The sequence below is a fragment of the Mucilaginibacter sp. CAU 1740 genome (genome assembly GCF_039839285.1).
GTDB lineage: Bacteria > Bacteroidota > Bacteroidia > Sphingobacteriales > Sphingobacteriaceae > Mucilaginibacter.
In genome coordinates this window covers 63906-82488 of sequence record NZ_JBDOQS010000014.1, presented here as the reverse complement: position 1 = coordinate 82488, position 18583 = coordinate 63906, and the positions used below count along the sequence as shown (strand labels likewise).

Annotated in this window: 13 protein-coding genes; 3 read left to right on the top strand and 10 right to left on the bottom strand. The window is 43.6% G+C overall.

Annotated elements, in window-relative coordinates; all coding sequences use genetic code 11:
- Positions 1–17: 17 nt before the first annotated feature.
- From AAFN85_RS25405 to AAFN85_RS25390, 4 genes are all read right to left on the bottom strand, one after another.
- Positions 18–1478, bottom strand: coding sequence for a TolC family protein (locus AAFN85_RS25405; protein WP_347530618.1), 1461 nt, complete (start codon positions 1476–1478; stop codon positions 18–20).
- Positions 1479–1481: 3 nt separating this feature from the next.
- The gene (locus tag AAFN85_RS25400; RefSeq protein WP_347530617.1) at positions 1482–2852 is read right to left on the bottom strand and encodes an HlyD family efflux transporter periplasmic adaptor subunit; all 1371 of its coding nucleotides are present in this window, start codon (positions 2850–2852) and stop codon (positions 1482–1484) included.
- Position 2853: 1 nt separating this feature from the next.
- Entirely contained in the window at positions 2854–3846 is a 993-nt protein-coding gene (locus AAFN85_RS25395) for an ABC transporter transmembrane domain-containing protein (protein ID WP_347530616.1), read from the bottom strand.
- A 190-nt stretch (positions 3847–4036) separates the two neighbouring features.
- A complete protein-coding gene (locus tag AAFN85_RS25390) occupies positions 4037–4405 on the bottom strand; it encodes a hypothetical protein (RefSeq protein WP_347530615.1) in 369 nt (122 codons plus the stop codon).
- Positions 4406–4780: 375 nt separating this feature from the next.
- Between AAFN85_RS25390 and AAFN85_RS25385 the strand changes: the two genes are divergently transcribed.
- Entirely contained in the window at positions 4781–4960 is a 180-nt protein-coding gene (locus AAFN85_RS25385; protein ID WP_347530614.1) for a histone H1, read from the top strand.
- Between the two features lie 126 nt (positions 4961–5086).
- On the opposite strand, the gene AAFN85_RS25380 is transcribed toward AAFN85_RS25385, so the two are convergent.
- The 4 genes from AAFN85_RS25380 to AAFN85_RS25365 form a co-directional block, all read right to left on the bottom strand.
- Positions 5087–7669 carry a TIM-barrel domain-containing protein gene (locus AAFN85_RS25380; protein ID WP_347530612.1) on the bottom strand — a complete coding sequence of 861 codons (2583 nt, stop codon included), beginning with the start codon at positions 7667–7669 and terminating at the stop codon, positions 5087–5089.
- Between the two features lie 283 nt (positions 7670–7952).
- The gene (locus AAFN85_RS25375; protein ID WP_347530611.1) at positions 7953–9821 is read right to left on the bottom strand and encodes a RagB/SusD family nutrient uptake outer membrane protein; all 1869 of its coding nucleotides are present in this window, start codon (positions 9819–9821) and stop codon (positions 7953–7955) included.
- Between the two features lie 10 nt (positions 9822–9831).
- A complete protein-coding gene (locus tag AAFN85_RS25370) occupies positions 9832–13272 on the bottom strand; it encodes a TonB-dependent receptor (protein WP_347530610.1) in 3441 nt (1146 codons plus the stop codon).
- A gap of 238 nt (positions 13273–13510) precedes the next feature.
- The gene (locus AAFN85_RS25365; protein ID WP_347530609.1) at positions 13511–14659 is read right to left on the bottom strand and encodes a FecR domain-containing protein; all 1149 of its coding nucleotides are present in this window, start codon (positions 14657–14659) and stop codon (positions 13511–13513) included.
- Between the two features lie 157 nt (positions 14660–14816).
- On the opposite strand from AAFN85_RS25365, the gene AAFN85_RS25360 reads away from it, so the two are divergent.
- Positions 14817–15425: an RNA polymerase sigma-70 factor gene (locus tag AAFN85_RS25360; RefSeq protein ID WP_347530608.1), complete on the top strand. Its 609-nt coding sequence runs from the start codon at positions 14817–14819 to the stop codon at positions 15423–15425.
- A 73-nt stretch (positions 15426–15498) separates the two neighbouring features.
- Entirely contained in the window at positions 15499–16119 is a 621-nt protein-coding gene (locus AAFN85_RS25355) for a class I SAM-dependent methyltransferase (RefSeq protein ID WP_347530607.1), read from the top strand.
- 62 nt (positions 16120–16181) lie between these two features.
- On the opposite strand, the gene AAFN85_RS25350 is transcribed toward AAFN85_RS25355, so the two are convergent.
- On the bottom strand, positions 16182–17522 hold the full coding sequence (locus AAFN85_RS25350) for a glycosyl hydrolase family 18 protein (RefSeq protein WP_347530606.1): 1341 nt from the start codon (positions 17520–17522) through the stop codon (positions 16182–16184).
- A 27-nt stretch (positions 17523–17549) separates the two neighbouring features.
- Positions 17550–18566 (bottom strand): glycosyl hydrolase family 18 protein, encoded by a 1017-nt coding sequence (locus AAFN85_RS25345; RefSeq protein WP_347530605.1) that lies wholly within the window; start codon positions 18564–18566, stop codon positions 17550–17552.
- Positions 18567–18583 lie beyond the last annotated feature (17 nt).

Below are 18583 nucleotides of genomic sequence, written 5' to 3'. Positions count from 1 at the left end.
TCAATCCTTTTAATACATTACAAATTACCCTGATTTTGTCTTGTACCAGCTTTGTAATAAAGCTCGGCAAGTGTTTTCTGATAACCCGATATCAGGCTTTCGCGCTTTATCTTCATATCAATCAGTTTACTTTCGCGGCTGTTGATCAAAAACAAAGTACTTTCGCCCAGGTCAAATTTTTGCAATTCGCCGGTAAGTAACGCCTGCTGGTTATCGATACTTTGTACCTGCACTCCCAACTGCGATCTATAGGCGGTAAGGCTATTGTATGAGGCCATAATATTATTGCCTATTTCCCTGCCAGATTGCTGCAGATCGTAATTAACCTGTTGCTGCTTGATCTTTACCTCTCTAAGTTTACCTCGTTCGGCCCTCAAAAATAACGGGAAAGCAAATTCAAGGCCTACCTTGTAGTTATTCCATTTAAAATCATAATAATCCGGCACGTACGAATTAAAATCCCGGCGCGATGATACAAGGGCACCGCTGATGTTGATCTTCGGTTTCATGGCCTCTATCCGGTAACGGCGTTCAATATCAAGCTGGGTGCCTTTGGCCCGTAGTTTAACCAGTTCGGGGTGTTGCTGGCGGGCATTGCCAAGCAAGGTATCGAGCACCATATTTCCAGGCAATGTAATACGTTCACTAACCATCTGCGGCTCCGCGTTTTGGGGCAACTCCAGCGGCTGGCCTTCTTCATTCCATAAATGGTTTGATAGTACCAACAGGGCGTTTTGCACCTCTATCGTACTTTTTTCCAATTGCAGTTGCCTGTCCTGCACCGTGATTGCCGCCTCTACAGAATCGATAGGTGGCTTATCTCCCATTAATGTTTGCCTGCTTACGGCTTTAAACCTTTTGTTTGCAAGCTCAACACCTTCTTTTATCAGCATATACTCGCGGTAAGTATAATACCAATTCCAGTAATCTTTAACGGCACCGTACCAAACGGCGTTTATCTGCTTGATCTTATCAGCCTCTGCATAGCTAACCATAGCTTTGGCCTGCCAAAGTGTGCTGCGCCGCGCATCGATCAATAAGCCCTGCCCCAGTGGAATGCTGATCCCTATTGCCGAAAGGCCGTTGGTGCCCGTACGTGTTTCCGGAGCAGTATAAGTCCCTACATTACGCTCGTAGCCAACTTTTAAATCGGCACCGGCCACATACAAAGGCACTTTCAGTTCGCCGCCCCAGTTGTTATAGTATTCTGTTCCGCCAAATACTTTACGGGCAAATGATGCCTTAAGCGCAGGGTCAAAATACCCCAGCGACTGCAGCACGTTTGCTTTAGCGGCTTCACTTAATAAGGCGGCCTGTTTTACTATGGGGTGATTTTTAAAAACTATCTCTTCCAGATCGGCAAGGGCAAACACGCCATTGTTGTTAGCCACCTGCCCCGTTTGCGCGGAAGCACCTGCTATGTATAGCGTTAGGGCGCATAGCAAGGTTATTAAATATCTTTTTATTTTGATGTTCATTGTTTATCCTTTCTTACCATCAGTTTCTTTATCCGAAGGTTCTTTTTCAAGGCTCGGCGGGAAACCGTTTAATTGTCGCCAGATCTCATACCATAGCGGTACCGAACGTAAAATTATACGACCATAAACACCCGAACCCTGGCGTAGTTGTACTGGCCATGGCTCATCATTATTAGGCAACGGCTGATCCTGTTTTATCAGCAAACGGTACTTGCCGCCTTTACTGCTCACCCTATCAATAGCCCAAACTTTGCCCGCGAACGTACCCACAGCTACCGATGGCCAGCCCGAAAACTGCACCGAAGGCCAACCTTCAAATTGCAACCTCACATCGCTGGTATCCAATATCAGCGGCACATCCATCGCGTTTACATATAATTCTGCAGCAACCATTGGGTTTTTAGGTTGCAACGTGGCTATTGATTCGCCTTCTTTAATATTTTCGCCAATACCGGCTTTTAGTGTTTTCACAACAAAGCCATCCTGTGGCGCACGTACAATATACAGGCCCCTGCGTATGGCTATGTTCGAGATATCGTTACGTAGCTTGGCTATCTCGCCGCGTACTGTAGCCCGGCTTGAAATTGCCGAACTCATATCTGATTGCGCTTTAGCTACCGATTCCTGGTATTTGGCGTTAATGTTATCCAGATCGATCCGCGCGTTAAGCAAAGCCTGTTTTGAGTTATTGAGTTTATTTTGCTGACCTATAACCTTTGCGTTATCTTCCTGCAGTTTCAACCTGCGGGTTTCAATATCAGTTAAGGAGAACAGGCCATTTTTATAACCTGATTCGTAACGGGCTAAACGTGCCTTGGTGGTTTCATAATAATTTTGAACTGCAACCAGATCTGCACTATCCATTTTTACATAGTTGGCCGATTGCTGCACTTTATTCTCTGCTGCCGACAATTGAAAACGCAAACCGTTGGTCATCGCTTTGATCTGCGCGGTTGTAGCATCCATTTTTTGTGATGCAGCCGTTTCGCTGCCTTTTTTTGCTTCCAGTTGCTCATCTAAGCGATCCGGCAATTCAGGGTCAAAGTATGATTGACTGGTTTCTGAGATCACCAATATCGTATCACCTTTTTTAACCTCCTGCCCCTCGCGCACTGCCCAGCGCTCAATACGGCCTCCAATCTGGTTCTGAACCGTTTGTGGTCGATCTTCAGGGCGTAACGCCGTTACAGTTCCCTTGCCTGGTATGGTTTGCCGCCAGGGCAACATCAATATAATAAGGAAAAGCCCAAGGCATATCGCGATAATGCGACCTAACCTGCGCGGACCATTCACGTTGATCAATGTATCTGTTGATTGCACGGCCAGATCTTCCATATGCTGATTGTGCAAGCCGTTCTGTGATAATTTTGCCATGTTATTTTGCTCCCTCCAATTCAAGATCAGTCACCACGGCCAGCTTTTCACTGCCGGTTACCATATCAAAAACAGTATTCATGTTGGTTAATAATTTTTCTACAGCGTAGCTGATCTGTACTACGATCACTTCGGCTGCTACAAACTGCCCGAAGGTCATTTCGCGCTCAACTACAAAGAAAGATCCCAGTAAAAGCAAACCGCCCATTAATACTGTACGCAACACTACCGAGCCAACAAACATCTTTTTCAGGATGCCGAAGTGGTCGTTACGGGCGCCAAGATATTTAGAGGTTATCTCGTCTGTAGTTTTAACAATCTCGTCCATCTTTTCCTGGTTACCGCGATATTTATCCAGGTCGCCGGCAACCTCCTCCAGGTGCGCCACCAGTTCGTACTTATGGCCAGACTCGTCAATACTGGTTTCCACGCCCTGCCTGTAGTAAAGCAGAATGATCACAGCGATGGAGATTAGGGCCAACAAGCCCACAGCCATGAATACCGGGTGATAAAACGAAAGCAAAATGGCACTAAAAAATATCTGCACCGCTGCAGCTACAATATCAACCAGTAGCTTGGTAAGTCCCTTTTGTATAGTGAGGATATCAAAAAAGCGGTTAACCAGTTCGGGCGGGTGCTCGCCATGAAGTTCTTCTTTTTTTATGCGTGGGAGGCGGTAAGCAAATTCCATCGAAGCTTTGGTGAAGATCTTCTGTTCCAGGAACTCCACCAAAGTAAGCTGCCCTATTAAAAGCGAGCCGCCTATCACAACACCTATCAGCACAACGGCTATCAATATATAAGTTGAGCTGTACATAGCTCCGTTTGAGAGTAGGTTGAACACGGCGGTTGTGCCCAACGGCAGCGTTAATCCAATAAGGCCAATTAGTATGGCGTAAATAAAAATGTAGTTAATGGTTGTACGTTCGTAATGCAGCATCCGCACCAGTCTTTGCCAGGGCGTGGCGGCATTTACATGCTTCTGTTTTTTCATAATATGGGGTAATAACTAAAATTTAAAAAGATCAAAAGATGAGCTTACAGCCGTGGTGTGTTGACCAAGTCGGATCAAATCGGCATAAAAAAGCCATATTCCAGGCGTTTTACAGCCAGAAACATTAAGGCCGATCCACAACAAATCCTCCGCGACAAGCGGCAACGTGTAAGCCCGGAATAAATGCGTGTTATACTAAGAATGCATCGGGAGGCGGAGTAAGTATTTCCCGGAAATGTTCTTTAAAGAAACTGAAACAATAAACATGTTCAGGCCCCGATAAGGAGGTTACCCAAATAACAGAGTTGAATAAAATGGCATTATCAAAGCAGGAATAAAGCTTTTTCCCACTTTTCTCGAAATTTTTTTCGGCCAGATCACGATTTTCATCCCCGCTGTTTTTTTCATTTTCGGCGGGATTATCGGTAGACGCGGATTTGCTATGAGAAGTATAATAGTGGACAAATACATCGCACGATTTTACGGCGAACATTGCAATGAGCAATACCCCCAAAATTCCCTTTACCGATGTCCGTCTTAAAAAACTAACTAAATCCACTGTTGCAAATATAACAATTCGTTACACTAAGACCTGTAAAAACAAATCAAAAAACACTCAAAAAAGATATAAAATTGCCATTTTTAACAATCAAACCACAATCAAATTAATACACGATTAGAACGAGATTAGAAAACGATTAGAAACATAATTCCAACCCAGGCTTATGTAGATACCCGCCTTACGCAAAAAGCGGGCATTGCCAACGTTCCTGAATTGGCGCGATAGAAATATTGACAAAGCTTGATGGATTTAACCGCCCCCACAATCAACAGAGGCCACATTGCCCAACCATTCCTAACAGTTGTGTTAAATCAAAACTAATTTGCTAATTAGAATCTTTTAGTATCTTTCACCCCTTATTTAGAAAGAAACATGGAAAAATTAGCAGAATTAAAGGCTCTTGTTGAGACCGCAGAAAAAGAAGGCCAAGCGTTTTACGAAAAAAACAATAAAGCTGCCGGCACACGTTTACGCAACGCTTTACAACAAATTAAAGCAATTGCATCTGACGTACGTAAAGACGTAACCGAAAAGAAAAACGCGGAAAAATAATCGCACAGTTTTAATTACTGTTTTAACAAAGAAAGCCCTGTATCATATCAGGGCTTTCTCTATTTTAGGTAGATAAGCTTATCCGGTACATTATCTCCGGCAGGACGATAAAATCAAGTATTCTGTTTATGGAAGTAGGTTTATCAACTTGCTCCTTTTCTGCTCATCCACCTGCCTTATCAATTTTAGCTCATCCGGAATAAGCTTGTAAGCGTTTTCAAACTGCTTCATGTAGATTTGAAAATTATCCGGATGATAACTCAATAAACGATTGGTTTCTTCCACAATACCAAGATTTTTTGGGATGTACATGCCTTCGTTACCATTATCACCACTTTTTAGCGCGGCTGTGATCATTGTTAGGCGTTTAAATTTTTCAATAAGCCCTGCCGTTATCTCGGGTGCTGGTACAGTGCCATAAGTTATACGTATTTGCTGTGCAACTTTACAATCCTGAGTAGGCAACAAGATATTTAAACACAAATTAGTACCATCGTAATTCCAGCTGCCATCACGTTTATCAGCATCGAACTGAATCAATTTACCGTTCAGTAATACTTTTGAAGGAGGTTGAGTACCGAACAGTTTAACGGTAAACTTTCTGCGTGAAAGCTTATCATGATAATTACCTGTAGCCGGGCCTATATTCATTATCTGTTCGGTACCTGAATTTTGTGTTGATATGCTTGTGGTGGCAAACTCCTTTCCATAACCCTTATCATTTCCGTTATCCTCATAAAGCTGAAACTTACCGCTGCCGCCTGGGAAGATCCCGATGGTTAAATTGTTGGGATTTTGATCGAGGTTTTGTATTTGGTCATTATACATTGGTATTACCGAACCGGTTTTCACATAAACCGGGTATTCATCTATAGAAAAAGAGCGTTCTACAACCTGTCCGCCTTTTAGCAGCGTTCCGGTGTGCCATTCGTACCAATCATTACCGGCAGGCAGCCAAACCTTAACTGTAGCGAATCCATCCTTAGATGGTGTTGTTACCGGCCTGATCAGCATATTATCGCCAAACATATATTCTTCTTTATAATTATATGCTTCCGGCTGTTTAGCATAATCGTAATACATCGGTCGGCAAAGCCCGATACCGGTTTCAAATGTTTTCCTGGACATGGTGTAGATGTAGGGCACAAGCGCGTATCGAAGCCTGATAGCATCATGCTGGGCTTTGGCATACTCCGGACCGAAATTCCAGATCTCCTTTTTTATAGCCGCGTTTTTGGTAGAGTGGGTACGCATAATGGGACTGAAACCGCCATATTGCAACCAGCGGGTATAAAGCTCTGGCTCTACCCCTTTTTCATTTCCTTTGAGGATGTGACCGCCAATATCATGGCTCCAGTAACTATACAATACATTAGAGGCCGTACTTGTAAAATAAGGTTCGTAAGCCAGCGATTCCCACGACATGAAAGTATCCCCCGAAAAGCCTATCTGGTAACGATGGTTGCCCAGGCCTCCCCAGCGGTGATACAATAAAGGCCGGGTTTGACCATGCATGGCCTTATCCGTAAAAAAGGTATAGTTAAGCCACCAGGTATTGCTCAACGCCGGGATCTTATTATCATTTGGCCATTGCTGCCAGTCCAGCCACCAGAAATCAACGCCTCCTTTTTCTATCGGCCTTAACACAATATCGAAAAGGCCACGCATAAAGGCTTTATTCGATGCTTCAAACGGAACCGCTTTCTTTTGAGATGAGTCTGCCTTCATGTAGGTGGCAAAGCTGTTATAGCGCTCTTCTGTTGGTTGGATACCGTCTGCCGGGTGCAGGTTCAATGTTGTTTTTAAATGATTTTCTTTTGTCCATTTTAGGAAACCGGCAGGATCCGGGAAAAGGTTTTTGTTCCAGGTGTAGCCTGTCCAGCCCTTGGTATGCCAGTCCATATCAATCACTAAAACATCGGTAGGCACATCAAACCGTTTGAGATTTTGGACCAACTCGCGAAGCTCATTGTCTGAATAACTCCAATATCTCGACCACCAATAACCGAATACATATCGAGGCAACATCGGCACACGGCCTGCAATTTTGCTAAAATCCAACAATGCCGATTTATAGTCATCGCCATAAGCCATGAAATACCAGTCCAATTTGGGTGCACCGGGCGTAGTTACCCACGGCCAATCCGAATTATCCAACCTTAGCGATTGAGAATCATCCAGGAAAAACCAGCCATCCCGGGCAAGGATGCCATCTTCCAACTGAAGTTTCTGATTACTGTAAAGGTTCATTTCGCCATCCTGCCCATCCAATGTGCGTGAGGTTCCTTTTAGGTTGAACTTTTGTTTTTGTCCCGGTTTCCATGATACAGTATCAGCGTTCAAAAAACGGATTTTCAGGTTGGTGCTATCGAAAGCTCCTGAGTTGACTTTATAAGCAAGTTCTACTTTACTCGTTTTGAGGTAAAACCAATTGTCTTGAGTACGTGTAACGAATGAGGGCACAGGTAACTTCCGGTTAACTACAACCAGCGAGGCCCTGTTATCGTAACTGGCGGGCTGCCCCCACTGCAACCTTACCAGTTGATCAGTAAGTACCGTGAACCGGGCGTTCCCCATTTGTATTACCGCTTTAGGATCGGGCGTTAGCTGATTGCCGCTTTGGGCGTATGTTTTAGTAGTGAGCAGCACAAGCGCCCAAACTACCGTTCGGAAGGTTATGATTAGTTTTTGTTTATGGGTATTAAACATATAAATGAATATTTAAATTGTGATTAAGAATACTATGGACAGCGCATAGCATATCCGGCCGGATAAAAAATCCGGTTGTAATTGATATTAAAAGAAAAAAATAAGGGTGACTATTAAATTAAAACGTAAGTCCCACTAAGCATTTACTTGCCTTGTTCAATTGATGTAAAGCGGCTGCATTATTCATAACAGCCGCTTTATCAATTGACCGGGCTTGATCTTTTACGCAGATATCAATTTAAGTAGCTGGTAAAAAGAACAAGCACCGTTATCTGGGTTTAGGTTACCATCCATAGTTTTGTACCAATGCCGGATCAATATTGATCTCGGTTTGAGGTATCGGCATCAGGTAATGCCTGTCGGCAAAAACACGGGTTTGATCAACAACTGTTTTATAAAATACCGCCACACCAGCGGCTTCGCTGTTAGCATCTAACCCGGTCGAACTCAATTCTTCGGGAGTTGGCCTCGCGTTCATACCGTGCATATTTCCATTGTCGGTAGTTTTGGCTATCAGCCAACGGCGCACATCCCAAAAGCGCTGATTTTCGAAAGCGAACTCAACGCGCCTTTCGTTTTGGATCCTTTTGCGCATACCCTCTTTGGTATTATCTGATGCGATGATAGGCAAGCCAGGCATAGATACACGGCTCCTTACAGCGTTTACCGCATTATACACATCGCTATTAGGAGCTGCCGAATACTCATTCATTGCCTCAGCATAAATGAGGTAGATCTCGGCAAGGCGTATCAACGGAAAATTACGGTTTGCATCACCACTGCCTTTTAAATTAACATTAGGATCGGCCCATTTGCGCCAGTTGTAACCGGTTTCGCAATTGGTGCCCGGCTTAGGCCAGCCATCGCAGCCACCGCCATTATTGCCAAACCAGGCAAATTTTAATGGCCTTGCATTGTTGGTATAATTCCAAACACCATACTGAAAAAATATAGTGGCGTAAAAACGGGGATCGCGGTTTTTATACATATTTGATATATTGGATACCGCGGTATTGCGTACACCATCCCATAATTGTCCATTCCAAAAGCCGGTAGTTTGATATCCTGATTGCGGATCTGTTATCGGCCTACCGTTATTCATTTCGTACGAATCAACCAGCTCCTGGAATACGCTCATTTTTCCGTTTCCATTAACAGCGTTGCCATCACGGCCGTTGGGCATATAGTTACCTTCAAAATTCCGGTTATTCCCCATGATATAAGGCAAAATGATCTCATCATAATTCCTCGTAAAAAACAACTGCGCGTAATTATCAACCGGGTTTGATGGGTTTGGATTGGATAATGAATAGGCGTTCATATCCAATACCGCCTTAGCCGCGTTAGCTGCCAGTAACCATTTATTGTTATCATAAGTTTGAGGGAACAACTGCGTACCATCGGCATTTTTAACGCCGGCGTACATGCTATTACCATTAAACAGCGGACTGGCAGCGTAAAGTAAAGTACGGGCTTTTAGCGCTAATGCGGCACCTTTGGTAATACGTCCGTAATCTGCAGATGCACTGGCGTAACTTACAGGCAAAATTTCGGCAATGGCATCACATTCCGATGTTATATACTTTACCACATCATCAACGGTGTTTCTTGTTGTTGTAGTAGCTGCCGGATCTGTTGTTGCTAAAACCGTATTCACCAACGGAACAGCGCCATACCTTCTGAATAATTCAAAATACTGGTTGGCACGCAAAAACCTTGCTTCCGCCTTGTAAAGAGGGATGCGCGGCGTATAGTAATCACTCCTTGAAGCAGGGATTGGTGTTTTATCGATACTCGCCAAAAATATATTTGATGAACGGATATATTGATAAGCCCTGGACCAGATATCGAGCGAGTTGTTAGTAGCGTTCCAGGCGCCAGAATTAAAAGCCAGTTCGGGTACATTTTCCCAGTGGTTTTTACACTCATCAGTACAAGCGCCTAAAACCGTTCCCCCTCCGTAAATGTATTGGATATCGTTATTGTTTAAGGATGCATATAAATGGTTCCAGGCACCTTCGGCATTGGTGATGTTACTAAAAACAGCGTCTTGCGTAACCAGCTCCGTTGGCACCACGTTGAGATATTTCTTGCAGGAAACAACAGAAATACAGGTAATTAAAAACAGATATATAAATTTATTGCTTTTCATGTTGAATATTTTAAAATGTAAACCTTAAACCGGCATTGATCACTTTTTGCTGCGGATAGGTTCCGGTACCGTTGTTGCCTATTTCCGGGTCGAAGTTGAAATCTTTAAGCTTGCTCCAGGTTAACAGGTTAATGCCGTTAACAAAAAGGCGGGCATTCTCAATTCCTATCTTTTTCATCCAGGTTGATGGTAAGGTGTAACCTAATTCAACCGTTTTTAAACGAATATAATTTGATGAATAGGTCCAGAAGGTAGAGGCTTGCTGATTGTTCACGTTATCGGCCGATGAAATTCGCGGGAACATATAATTGACATCGGGGTTCGAAGCCACCCAATGGTTATCAACTACCTGCACTAACGAACTGGCAAAGCGTGAAAAGGCATACACCCCTGAGCCTGAAAGTAAAGTAGAGCCGCCTAAACCGCCTTGAAACAACACACTCAAATCAAAATTGGCGTAATGATAACCCAGCGCCACACCAAATTGCGATTTTGGATTGGCTACTTTGCCAGGCAGATAACCGGCATCAAGGCTATTGATAACGCCGTCGCCATTTAGGTCTTTATATTTTATATCACCTGGTTTGGTAACACCAAGGCTTGCTTGCGAAGGACTGTTATCAATATCCTGTTGGCTTTTAAACAACCCGAGGGAGGTATAGCCGTAAATCTGGTTAATACTTGTCCCTTTCAAAGCCTGCCATTCACGGCCGGGATAATCGGGCTGGGCATAAAACAGGATCTTGTTAGTAGCGTAAGCGTAATTAATGGTAATGCTATACCCTTGCTTTTTGCTAAACTCGTGCCTGTGGCTTAGCGATATTTCATAACCCTTGTTATCGGTTATGCCCGCGTTAACAGCTGGGATTTGCGGCAAACCTATAAACGCCGGAATTAATTGCGAGGTGGCCAGGATATTGTTACGGCGCTCTTTAAATACATCTGCCGAAAGAGAGAACATCCCTTTCCATAAACTCAGATCAAGGCCCACATTTAATTTTTTGGACCTTTCCCATGTCAATAATGTATTACCGGCCTGCCCTTCAACGTAACCGGTATAGCTGTTTCCGTTGCTATTAAAACCAAACCTATATTTATCATCTGTTGTTACCCATGAACTTAAATAAAGAAACCTACTCGATCCTATCTTGTCATTACCAACAATACCGTATGATCCCCGTAATTTGATCTGGTCGATAAAGCTAAGCGAAGAATTATCTTTAATAAAATGCTCATTTGATGCTATCCAACCTACAGAAGCCGCGGGAAAAAATCCAAACCTATGGCCCGCGGCAAAGTTTTCAGAACCATTATAGCCAAAGTTAAACTCGGCAAGATAACGGTCATCATATGCATAAGCAGCACGGCCCAATACGCCCTGGTATTTGTAAGGCAAACCAGCTCTCGCGTTTGCCACGCCACCGCCCACGGCATCAAAAAAACTCGATTGGTTATAGATAGCCATGGCCTTTACCGAGTGCTTACCAAAATCGCGGTCGTAGTTGATATAAGCTTCCAATACAGTGCGGCGCGAACCATTGGCGTTTACATCATAACCAAGCGTATTGGTACCATTGTTCACTATAACGTAATGGCCGTTAGCAGCAAGATCGGTTTCCGTATCAGCAACTCCCTGGTTCAGTAAATATTGATAAGTGATGTTAGATAGAGACCTATTCACATTTCGGAAGTTGTCATTATCAAACGATAACCGAACACGTGTACTTAACCCCTTGGTCAGCCAGCCCAGATCCCATTTAAAACCTGCTGTTGATTGTAGCGAGGTTTCAAAGTTACGTTGATAACCAGATTGTGTGAGGTCGACGTAAGGTGATTGATTGGTATTTGGCGCTGCACCCGGCGAGCCATCCGGATTGGTTATAGGATAATACCAAGCGGGTGTTTGTTTGATATCATTAAAGATCTGCGAGGCATTGGCACCTGGATAATTCCTGTCGTAAACAATAGCGCCGAGGTTAAGTTCCATCGACAGGTTTTTGGTCAAATTTAGGTCGATATTTGAACGAAAGTTGTATTTGTGGGTAATGGCCTGGATATCGTATTGGCTTACCGCGTCTTCATAATTATATAAACCATTTTGCTGCAGGTATGATAACGAGATAAAATACCGTGTTTTTTCGGTACCACCCGTCACGTTCAAATTACCCTGCGATAGGTATGAAAATGGCTTCAACATGGTTTTCGTCCAGTCGACATTAGGGTATAGATACTGATATGCCGGGAATGATCTGTCGCGGTATTTATTCAATAAAACATCGGTGTAAGCGCTGGTATCGGCAAAAAGGCCATCGTTAACCAGGCCCTCTTTATAAAGCTTCCGGCCTGTGTATGAATCAACATAATGAGGCAAAGAAGTTGGCGATTGCCAGCCGTTCTGCGCCGTTGCCGAAATTCTTGATGTTCCTATTTTACCTCTTTTAGTAGTCACCAACACAACACCGTTGGCTCCTTGAATACCGTAAATAGCGGTTGATGCCGCATCCTTCAGGATACTCACACTTTCTACCTCATTGGCATCTATCCCACTAAAATCCCTCTGGATCCCATCAACCAAAACCAACGGAGCCGAATTATTGGTTGTACCAAAACCCCTGATGTTCAAAGATGAACCATCAGCACCCGGCTCACCGCTATTTTGAACCGTTAATAAACCTGGTAAACGGCCGGCCAAAGCGTTGCTTAAATTAGCAACCGGGCTTTGCTGCAATTCCTTTGTGCCTACAGATACTATGGCACCGGTAACGCGTTCCTTACGTTGGGTGCCGTAGCCTACTACAACAATTTCCTGCAAGCCGGTACCCGGGACAAGCCCGATAATACCGAGATCTTTTGCTGCAGGTACTTCTTTAGTGGTATAGCCTATAAAGGAAATAACCAGTGTGCTGTTATCAGGGATATTTTTAAAGGCAAATTCACCCTTTTCATTAGTGGTCATCCCCTGCCCTGTTCCTTTAATTTTTACCGAAGCGCCCGGCAATGGTCTACCGGCTTCATCTACCACGGTTCCTTTAACATCAATGTTAGCCGCAGCAGGCAGGCTTTTATCTGCGTCTGCTGAGGCTGTTTCTCCGTTACCCTTAATTACAATGGTTTTTTCGGCAAAGCTGTAGGATAGCGCCTGGCCTTTTAATAAAACATCAAGTACATCCTTGATATCAGCATCTTTAACATTGATAGATACCTGCGGCGAATTTTGCAACAGCTTATTTTTATAAAAGAAAGTATAGCCGCTTTGCTTATTGATATCCTTTAGTACTTTCTCGAGCGATACCCCGTTTTCATTCAGGGTGATCTTTTGGGCGAACACATCTGCTTTAACCTGTAAGGTAAAAGCAATCGTTAACAAAATAATTAGCTTCATCACTAAAAATGTTCTTCGACTTAAAAACAGAAATTCGCAGTTTTTTGAACTACGTAGATTAATTTTCATAGTTTCGTTTGGTTTTTGGTTTGGTTAAAAAGTAAACTTCGTCGGTTTTCTATTAATCCCTGATCCAGAAACTACCGCGCAAGCGGACGGTGCCGGTAGTGTTGGAAGCACTTCCGGCATTTTTTTGGAACGGGATTTTGATGGAGCTTTTTAAGTATCTTTTTTCTTCATCGTAATTTGGGTTTTGAGGTTAATAATTGGTTATTGGTTTTATAATTGTTTTTTTGAGGCGTAGTTATTACTGAGAAACGATAAGTTTTCGTCCACTCAGTTTTACATTGATATCATCAAGCTTGAGGATCCTGAGCACTTCAGAAAAAGCCGCGTTCCTCGGGATCTCGCCGTTATAAGTGTCGTTGCCCATTTCGCCCTGATATTCCACTTCAACATTGTACCACCTGGAAATTTTGCGCATCACATCACGGATATCAGCATCCTTAAATATGATCACGCCGTTTTTCCAAGCCACAAATTCATCTGCATCAACAGTTGTTTTGGATAGCTGATCGTTTTTGAAAATGGCCTGCTCATTTGGTTTTATGATGATTGATGGGACGTTAGCGCTTAGGCTTTTCCCGGAAACTTTAACGCTACCTTCCAGCAGGGTTGTTTTTACTATGCTTTCATCAGGATATGCATTTACATCGAAATGAGTACCCAACACTTGTACCACCTGACCAGCCCCAGCTACTTTAAATGGCCTGCGCGAATCATGAGCCACTTCAAAGTATGCTTCGCCCGATAATTCTACCGCTCTTTCATTTCCTGTAAAATCAACCGGATACTTTATAGTACTACCGGCATTCAGCCAAACTTTAGTACCATCGGTTAATATCAGCTGGTACTTACCACCGCGGGGAGTTGAAAGTGTGTTATAAACTTGCCGAGCGTTGCCTGTATTGGATAAGCTTTTTTGATAAACCACGCTGCTATCCGCATTATTAGAGGCAGAAACATGGTTAAGAGTGAACAAGTGACCTTTTTGCGGACCATCAAGCATAATTTGTGTTCCATTGGCAAGGGTTAGCATGGCTTTGTTGCCGCCCGGTTTGATGATATTTTTATCAGACGCCAGTTCATAAGGCTTATTGTTTCCGCCTAAGTATTTGATGCCGCCAATCAACCCACCCAAGGCGAATATTATTACTGCCGCGGCAGCCCACCAGCGTGCCGGGATAAGCCTTTTTACCGGTTTTTCAGAAATCCTGTTGTGCAGATCTATTTTCAGGCGTTTCTCAATTGCCGCCTTATCTCCGTACTCCGAGATCCAGGGTGTATCCGACAGATCGAAGCTATCACGATATTCTTCAAATAATTTTTGCTCTTCAGGCGTGCAGGTGCCCAACGTGCAGCGCTCGTATAATTTAATAAATTCTTCGTAAGACATGGCTATAACGGTTACTCTTATAGACAACTCTCCCGCCAGGAACTCACATACTTTTTTTATTTTTTTTAGATTTTTTTCAAACCATCCATAAAGCACCCATACAATACAACTTTGTTGTTAAATTGCACGGTTCAAGCTTATATCGGGATCCTTTTAAATGAACTATACCAAACAAACAGACGAAGATTTATTTGCTGCCGTTAAACGCCATGATAAAAAGGCCTTTAACCAGCTTTATGATCGTTACTGGGAGGTGGTTTATAAAAAAGCCTTTTCTTATTTACATGATACAGATGCCTGTATGGCTATTGTGAACGACATATTCGTTAACATTTGGGAAAAGCGGGAGGCATTAAACATTATCACATTTAAAAACTATCTCACATCAGCAGCGCGCTACCGTGTGTATAACGCTATCAAGGCAAACAGTACATCGCCGGTAAAATATGTAGAGGATTATGAAAAACTGGATGATTTAAGCGTGGTTTACAATAATGCCGAAAGCAATATCCAGGAGAATGAATTAAGCAGCGATCTGGATAAGTTATTGGATAAACTCCCCGCAAGATGTAAAGAGATCTTTCTTTTGAGCAGGGTAAGCCAACTCAGCAACAGCGAAATTGCCGAGCGGTTATCCATCTCAAAACGTGCTGTTGAAAATCAGATCTCATTGGCTGTTAAACATCTTAAACCTCATTTCAAGCACTATCCTACCGTGTTGCTTGTGGCAAAATTGATCCTTGTACATACCAAACTACGGTTGTAATTTTAGATACGCCCACAAACAGAGCAATTACCTTTAGATTACCATGGCTTGATTCCATCTACCTCTAACTACCATGAAACTAAACTGGTTTAAAACCCGGAACCGGGTGCAACGCTACCACCAAACCATGATAAACAGGCATGGGCTTAACAGCAGCCTCGCGCTTGGCTGGCGGGAAACGGCAGATCAATTGGTAAGGTTTGAAGCCCTGGCCCGCATTGGCGATCTTAACCATCGCACCGTGCTTGATGCCGGTTGTGGCTACGCCGATCTGTATCCCTTTTTAAAAGAACGCTATCCAAACCTTGCAGGCTATATAGGCATTGAACAGGTTGAAGAATTATTTATAAAAGCAACAACGGCTTTCCCGGCAATAGATCTTCGAAGGGTTGACTTTATGGTAGAAGCCTTGCCAATTTCCGATTACGTATTCGCCAGCGGATCGCTCAATTATAATGTGGGTGGTAAAGACTATATTTTCCGGGCCATCAAAACACTATATGAAGCATCCCGAATAGGATTTGGCTTTAACCTTTTACGGGAAATCTCGGGCAAAGGATCCCTGGTAGCATATGACCCGGCCGTGATATTAAACTACTGCCAGTCCTTAAGCCCCAAAGTAGTTATGCTTGACGATTATGCGCCGGAGGATTTTACCATATTCATGTATCACCAGCCGGATCAAGCCTCATAAAAAAACTCCCTGTTATTTTCCAATAACAGGGAGCTGAGATTAAGTATTAGCGGGGTATTAAGTTATTTCAGTCCGTTATAAATAACCGCCATTAGCGAATTGGCACCTGTCGCGTCATAATCGGCCGCCCACAGGTAAGCGCCTTTATAACCACCAGCCTTTATAAAGCTGGTTTTTTGGGTTACCAGCGGCACACCATTATAATATACACCTTTGGCAATATCAGCTTTTTCTTTACCTGCGTTTGCCGGATCTGCGGCCACAATGGCTTTATAGGTCATGTAATCGTATGATCCCCAGCTTTCATTATTACCTGCCGCGTTAAGTGAGTTATAACGTAAGCCGAAAGCAGGGATGCCGATAACCAGCTTGCTGGCCGGGAGGTGGAAGTTTGTCCAGATCTGCGCGCCGGATACCATGAAATCATAACTTGACGACTGCCCTACCGGGGCATCGGGGCCGATGTGAATATTGTCTTCAAAAGCATGGATATTTACCCAATCGGCTTTTGACAGATCGGGGTATTCCCAATGCTGATAATTTACCGATGCCGTAACTGTAACTATTGCAGCAGCAGGCAAGGCGGCTTTCAACGCTGCTAAAAACGGACCGATAGCATGAATGTTATCCGGCGCGTTGCCAGAGTTAATATCCGTCATATAAATATCTACCCCGTCCATTTTTTTACTGGCCACGTAAGCTTTTACCGAATCAATAAGCAGCTTCATAGATGTTGGGTTACGGATAGCTGTACCGAAATCATTGCTTTCATAAATAGCCCAGCCATCAATTCCCGAAAGGTGGCCGCTGATACCCATCAATACCGGAACACCTGCAATATGTGCACGGGCTACTATCTCTTTGGCATGTTGGTTAACGTTTCCTTTTGATACATCAAGCGTACCATCGGCCGCTACTTTACCTACCTGGTACTCCAGGTGCGTAATATTGCTCCAAACCACATCGGCGGCGGTGCCATCTTCGGTTAAGTTGGCCAGCGCCACTTTAGTATATGGTTTAAAAGTATAGGTAGATGGATTAACAAGCACCTTGGTTTGGCGCGATGTAGAATCGCCATTGTAGGTAGCCACCAGTTTAATGGTGTATTCGCCGCCCGCTGTAGGCGTAAATTTGAACGACTCATCGCTCGACATTTCCTTGCCGTTTACCTGCCAGCTTATTTTTACTTTTTTAGCCGGGGTAAATAATACGCCGGTAAAACTCGCGCTTGTTCCCTCATCTATGATCTGGTTTGAGCCAAATACCCGCAGGTTATCAAAGATCCTTGGGTAGATCGGATTAGCCGCCTCCTGGTCTTTCACCTCGTCTTTTTTGCATCCGGCAAATGCCATCAGCAATACCAGCATTAATACCGGTGCATGTGCATACTTAATTTTTTTCATGCTTAATATTTTTTAAATAGTAATTGATCATTTTGAATGTGATTTGATCACCGTATTTATTGCGCCAAGCAGTGAGTTGGCCCCTGTAGCATCCTGGCGCAACTGCCAGATCATGATACCACCTGCCTTTTCATAAGCCAGCTCTGTTTTTGATTTGATGGTTGGGATACCGTTGTAATAAACAATACCGCCACCGCTAACCGTCACTTGATCTTTATCCGCAGAACCGGGATAAGCGGTGATGATCTCGCTAAAAGCAAGTGACTCGGGCGCGTTTTTGCCAAAGCCGTAGCCGTAAAAAGGTACGCCTAAGCTCAGTTTTTCTTTAGCTATACCGCGCGTGCCATTCCAATAAGCCAGATCCTCAACTGCCATACTATAAGGCGAATGCTGACCAGGGTTTGCCTGGTTCCAAGGCCCTGTTTTATCGTACGACATGATGTTGATAAAATCCAACTTAGCTAAAGCATTGTCTGAATATTTGGTTGCATAAACAGTGGCCACAGCCGCGGTTGTAAGCTTTCCTTTAGCTTTTAAAGCTGCAGCAAGAGCGGTAACAAACGATTCGTAGTTATTATCAATAAGGTCCTGCTCAATATCTACATCAATCCCACCCAGCAAATTATCATCAACCAGTTTTAATAAACCGGCAATAAATTTAGGCTGCATAGCCGGGGTTATCAGCGTGCTGAAATACGCAGGAGGTATCCCCCCTGCTATTGAGGCCAAAATTTGCACTTTGCTATTATGAGCCAGAATTGCAACCTGTTTCAGATCGGCATCTACCGTAAAATTTCCATCAGCATCCGGGTTGATAAAAGCTACGTTGAGGTGGGTTATTTTACCCATATCAATAGCTTTTGCTTCGTTAAGCAGGTTGCCCTCGTACCTCAAATAACCCACCACCCTAAAGTTTGTAGTTACCGTTGGTGTTGTAGTATCAGGTTTAACTTCGGCCTTTACGTCGCTTTTTTTGCAACCAATAATGTTGAGCAATACAAAAGCTATCGTAGTTATCAGTGCCTTATTTTTTAACATCTTCATTTGTTATCGTTTATATC

Excerpts from the sequence above, each read along its gene's own strand:
- AAFN85_RS25405 (WP_347530618.1), bottom strand. The coding sequence starts at position 1,478 with ATGAACATCAAAATAAAAAGATATTTAATAACCTTGCTATGCGCCCTA.
- AAFN85_RS25400 (WP_347530617.1), bottom strand. The coding sequence starts at position 2,852 with ATGGCAAAATTATCACAGAACGGCTTGCACAATCAGCATATGGAAGAT.
- AAFN85_RS25395 (WP_347530616.1), bottom strand. The coding sequence starts at position 3,846 with ATGAAAAAACAGAAGCATGTAAATGCCGCCACGCCCTGGCAAAGACTG.
- AAFN85_RS25385 (WP_347530614.1), top strand. The coding sequence starts at position 4,781 with ATGGAAAAATTAGCAGAATTAAAGGCTCTTGTTGAGACCGCAGAAAAA.
- AAFN85_RS25380 (WP_347530612.1), bottom strand. The coding sequence starts at position 7,669 with ATGTTTAATACCCATAAACAAAAACTAATCATAACCTTCCGAACGGTA.
- AAFN85_RS25375 (WP_347530611.1), bottom strand. The coding sequence starts at position 9,821 with ATGAAAAGCAATAAATTTATATATCTGTTTTTAATTACCTGTATTTCT.
- AAFN85_RS25370 (WP_347530610.1), bottom strand. The coding sequence starts at position 13,272 with ATGAAAATTAATCTACGTAGTTCAAAAAACTGCGAATTTCTGTTTTTA.
- AAFN85_RS25365 (WP_347530609.1), bottom strand. The coding sequence starts at position 14,659 with ATGTCTTACGAAGAATTTATTAAATTATACGAGCGCTGCACGTTGGGC.
- AAFN85_RS25360 (WP_347530608.1), top strand. The coding sequence starts at position 14,817 with ATGAACTATACCAAACAAACAGACGAAGATTTATTTGCTGCCGTTAAA.
- AAFN85_RS25355 (WP_347530607.1), top strand. The coding sequence starts at position 15,499 with ATGAAACTAAACTGGTTTAAAACCCGGAACCGGGTGCAACGCTACCAC.
- AAFN85_RS25350 (WP_347530606.1), bottom strand. The coding sequence starts at position 17,522 with ATGAAAAAAATTAAGTATGCACATGCACCGGTATTAATGCTGGTATTG.
- AAFN85_RS25345 (WP_347530605.1), bottom strand. The coding sequence starts at position 18,566 with ATGAAGATGTTAAAAAATAAGGCACTGATAACTACGATAGCTTTTGTA.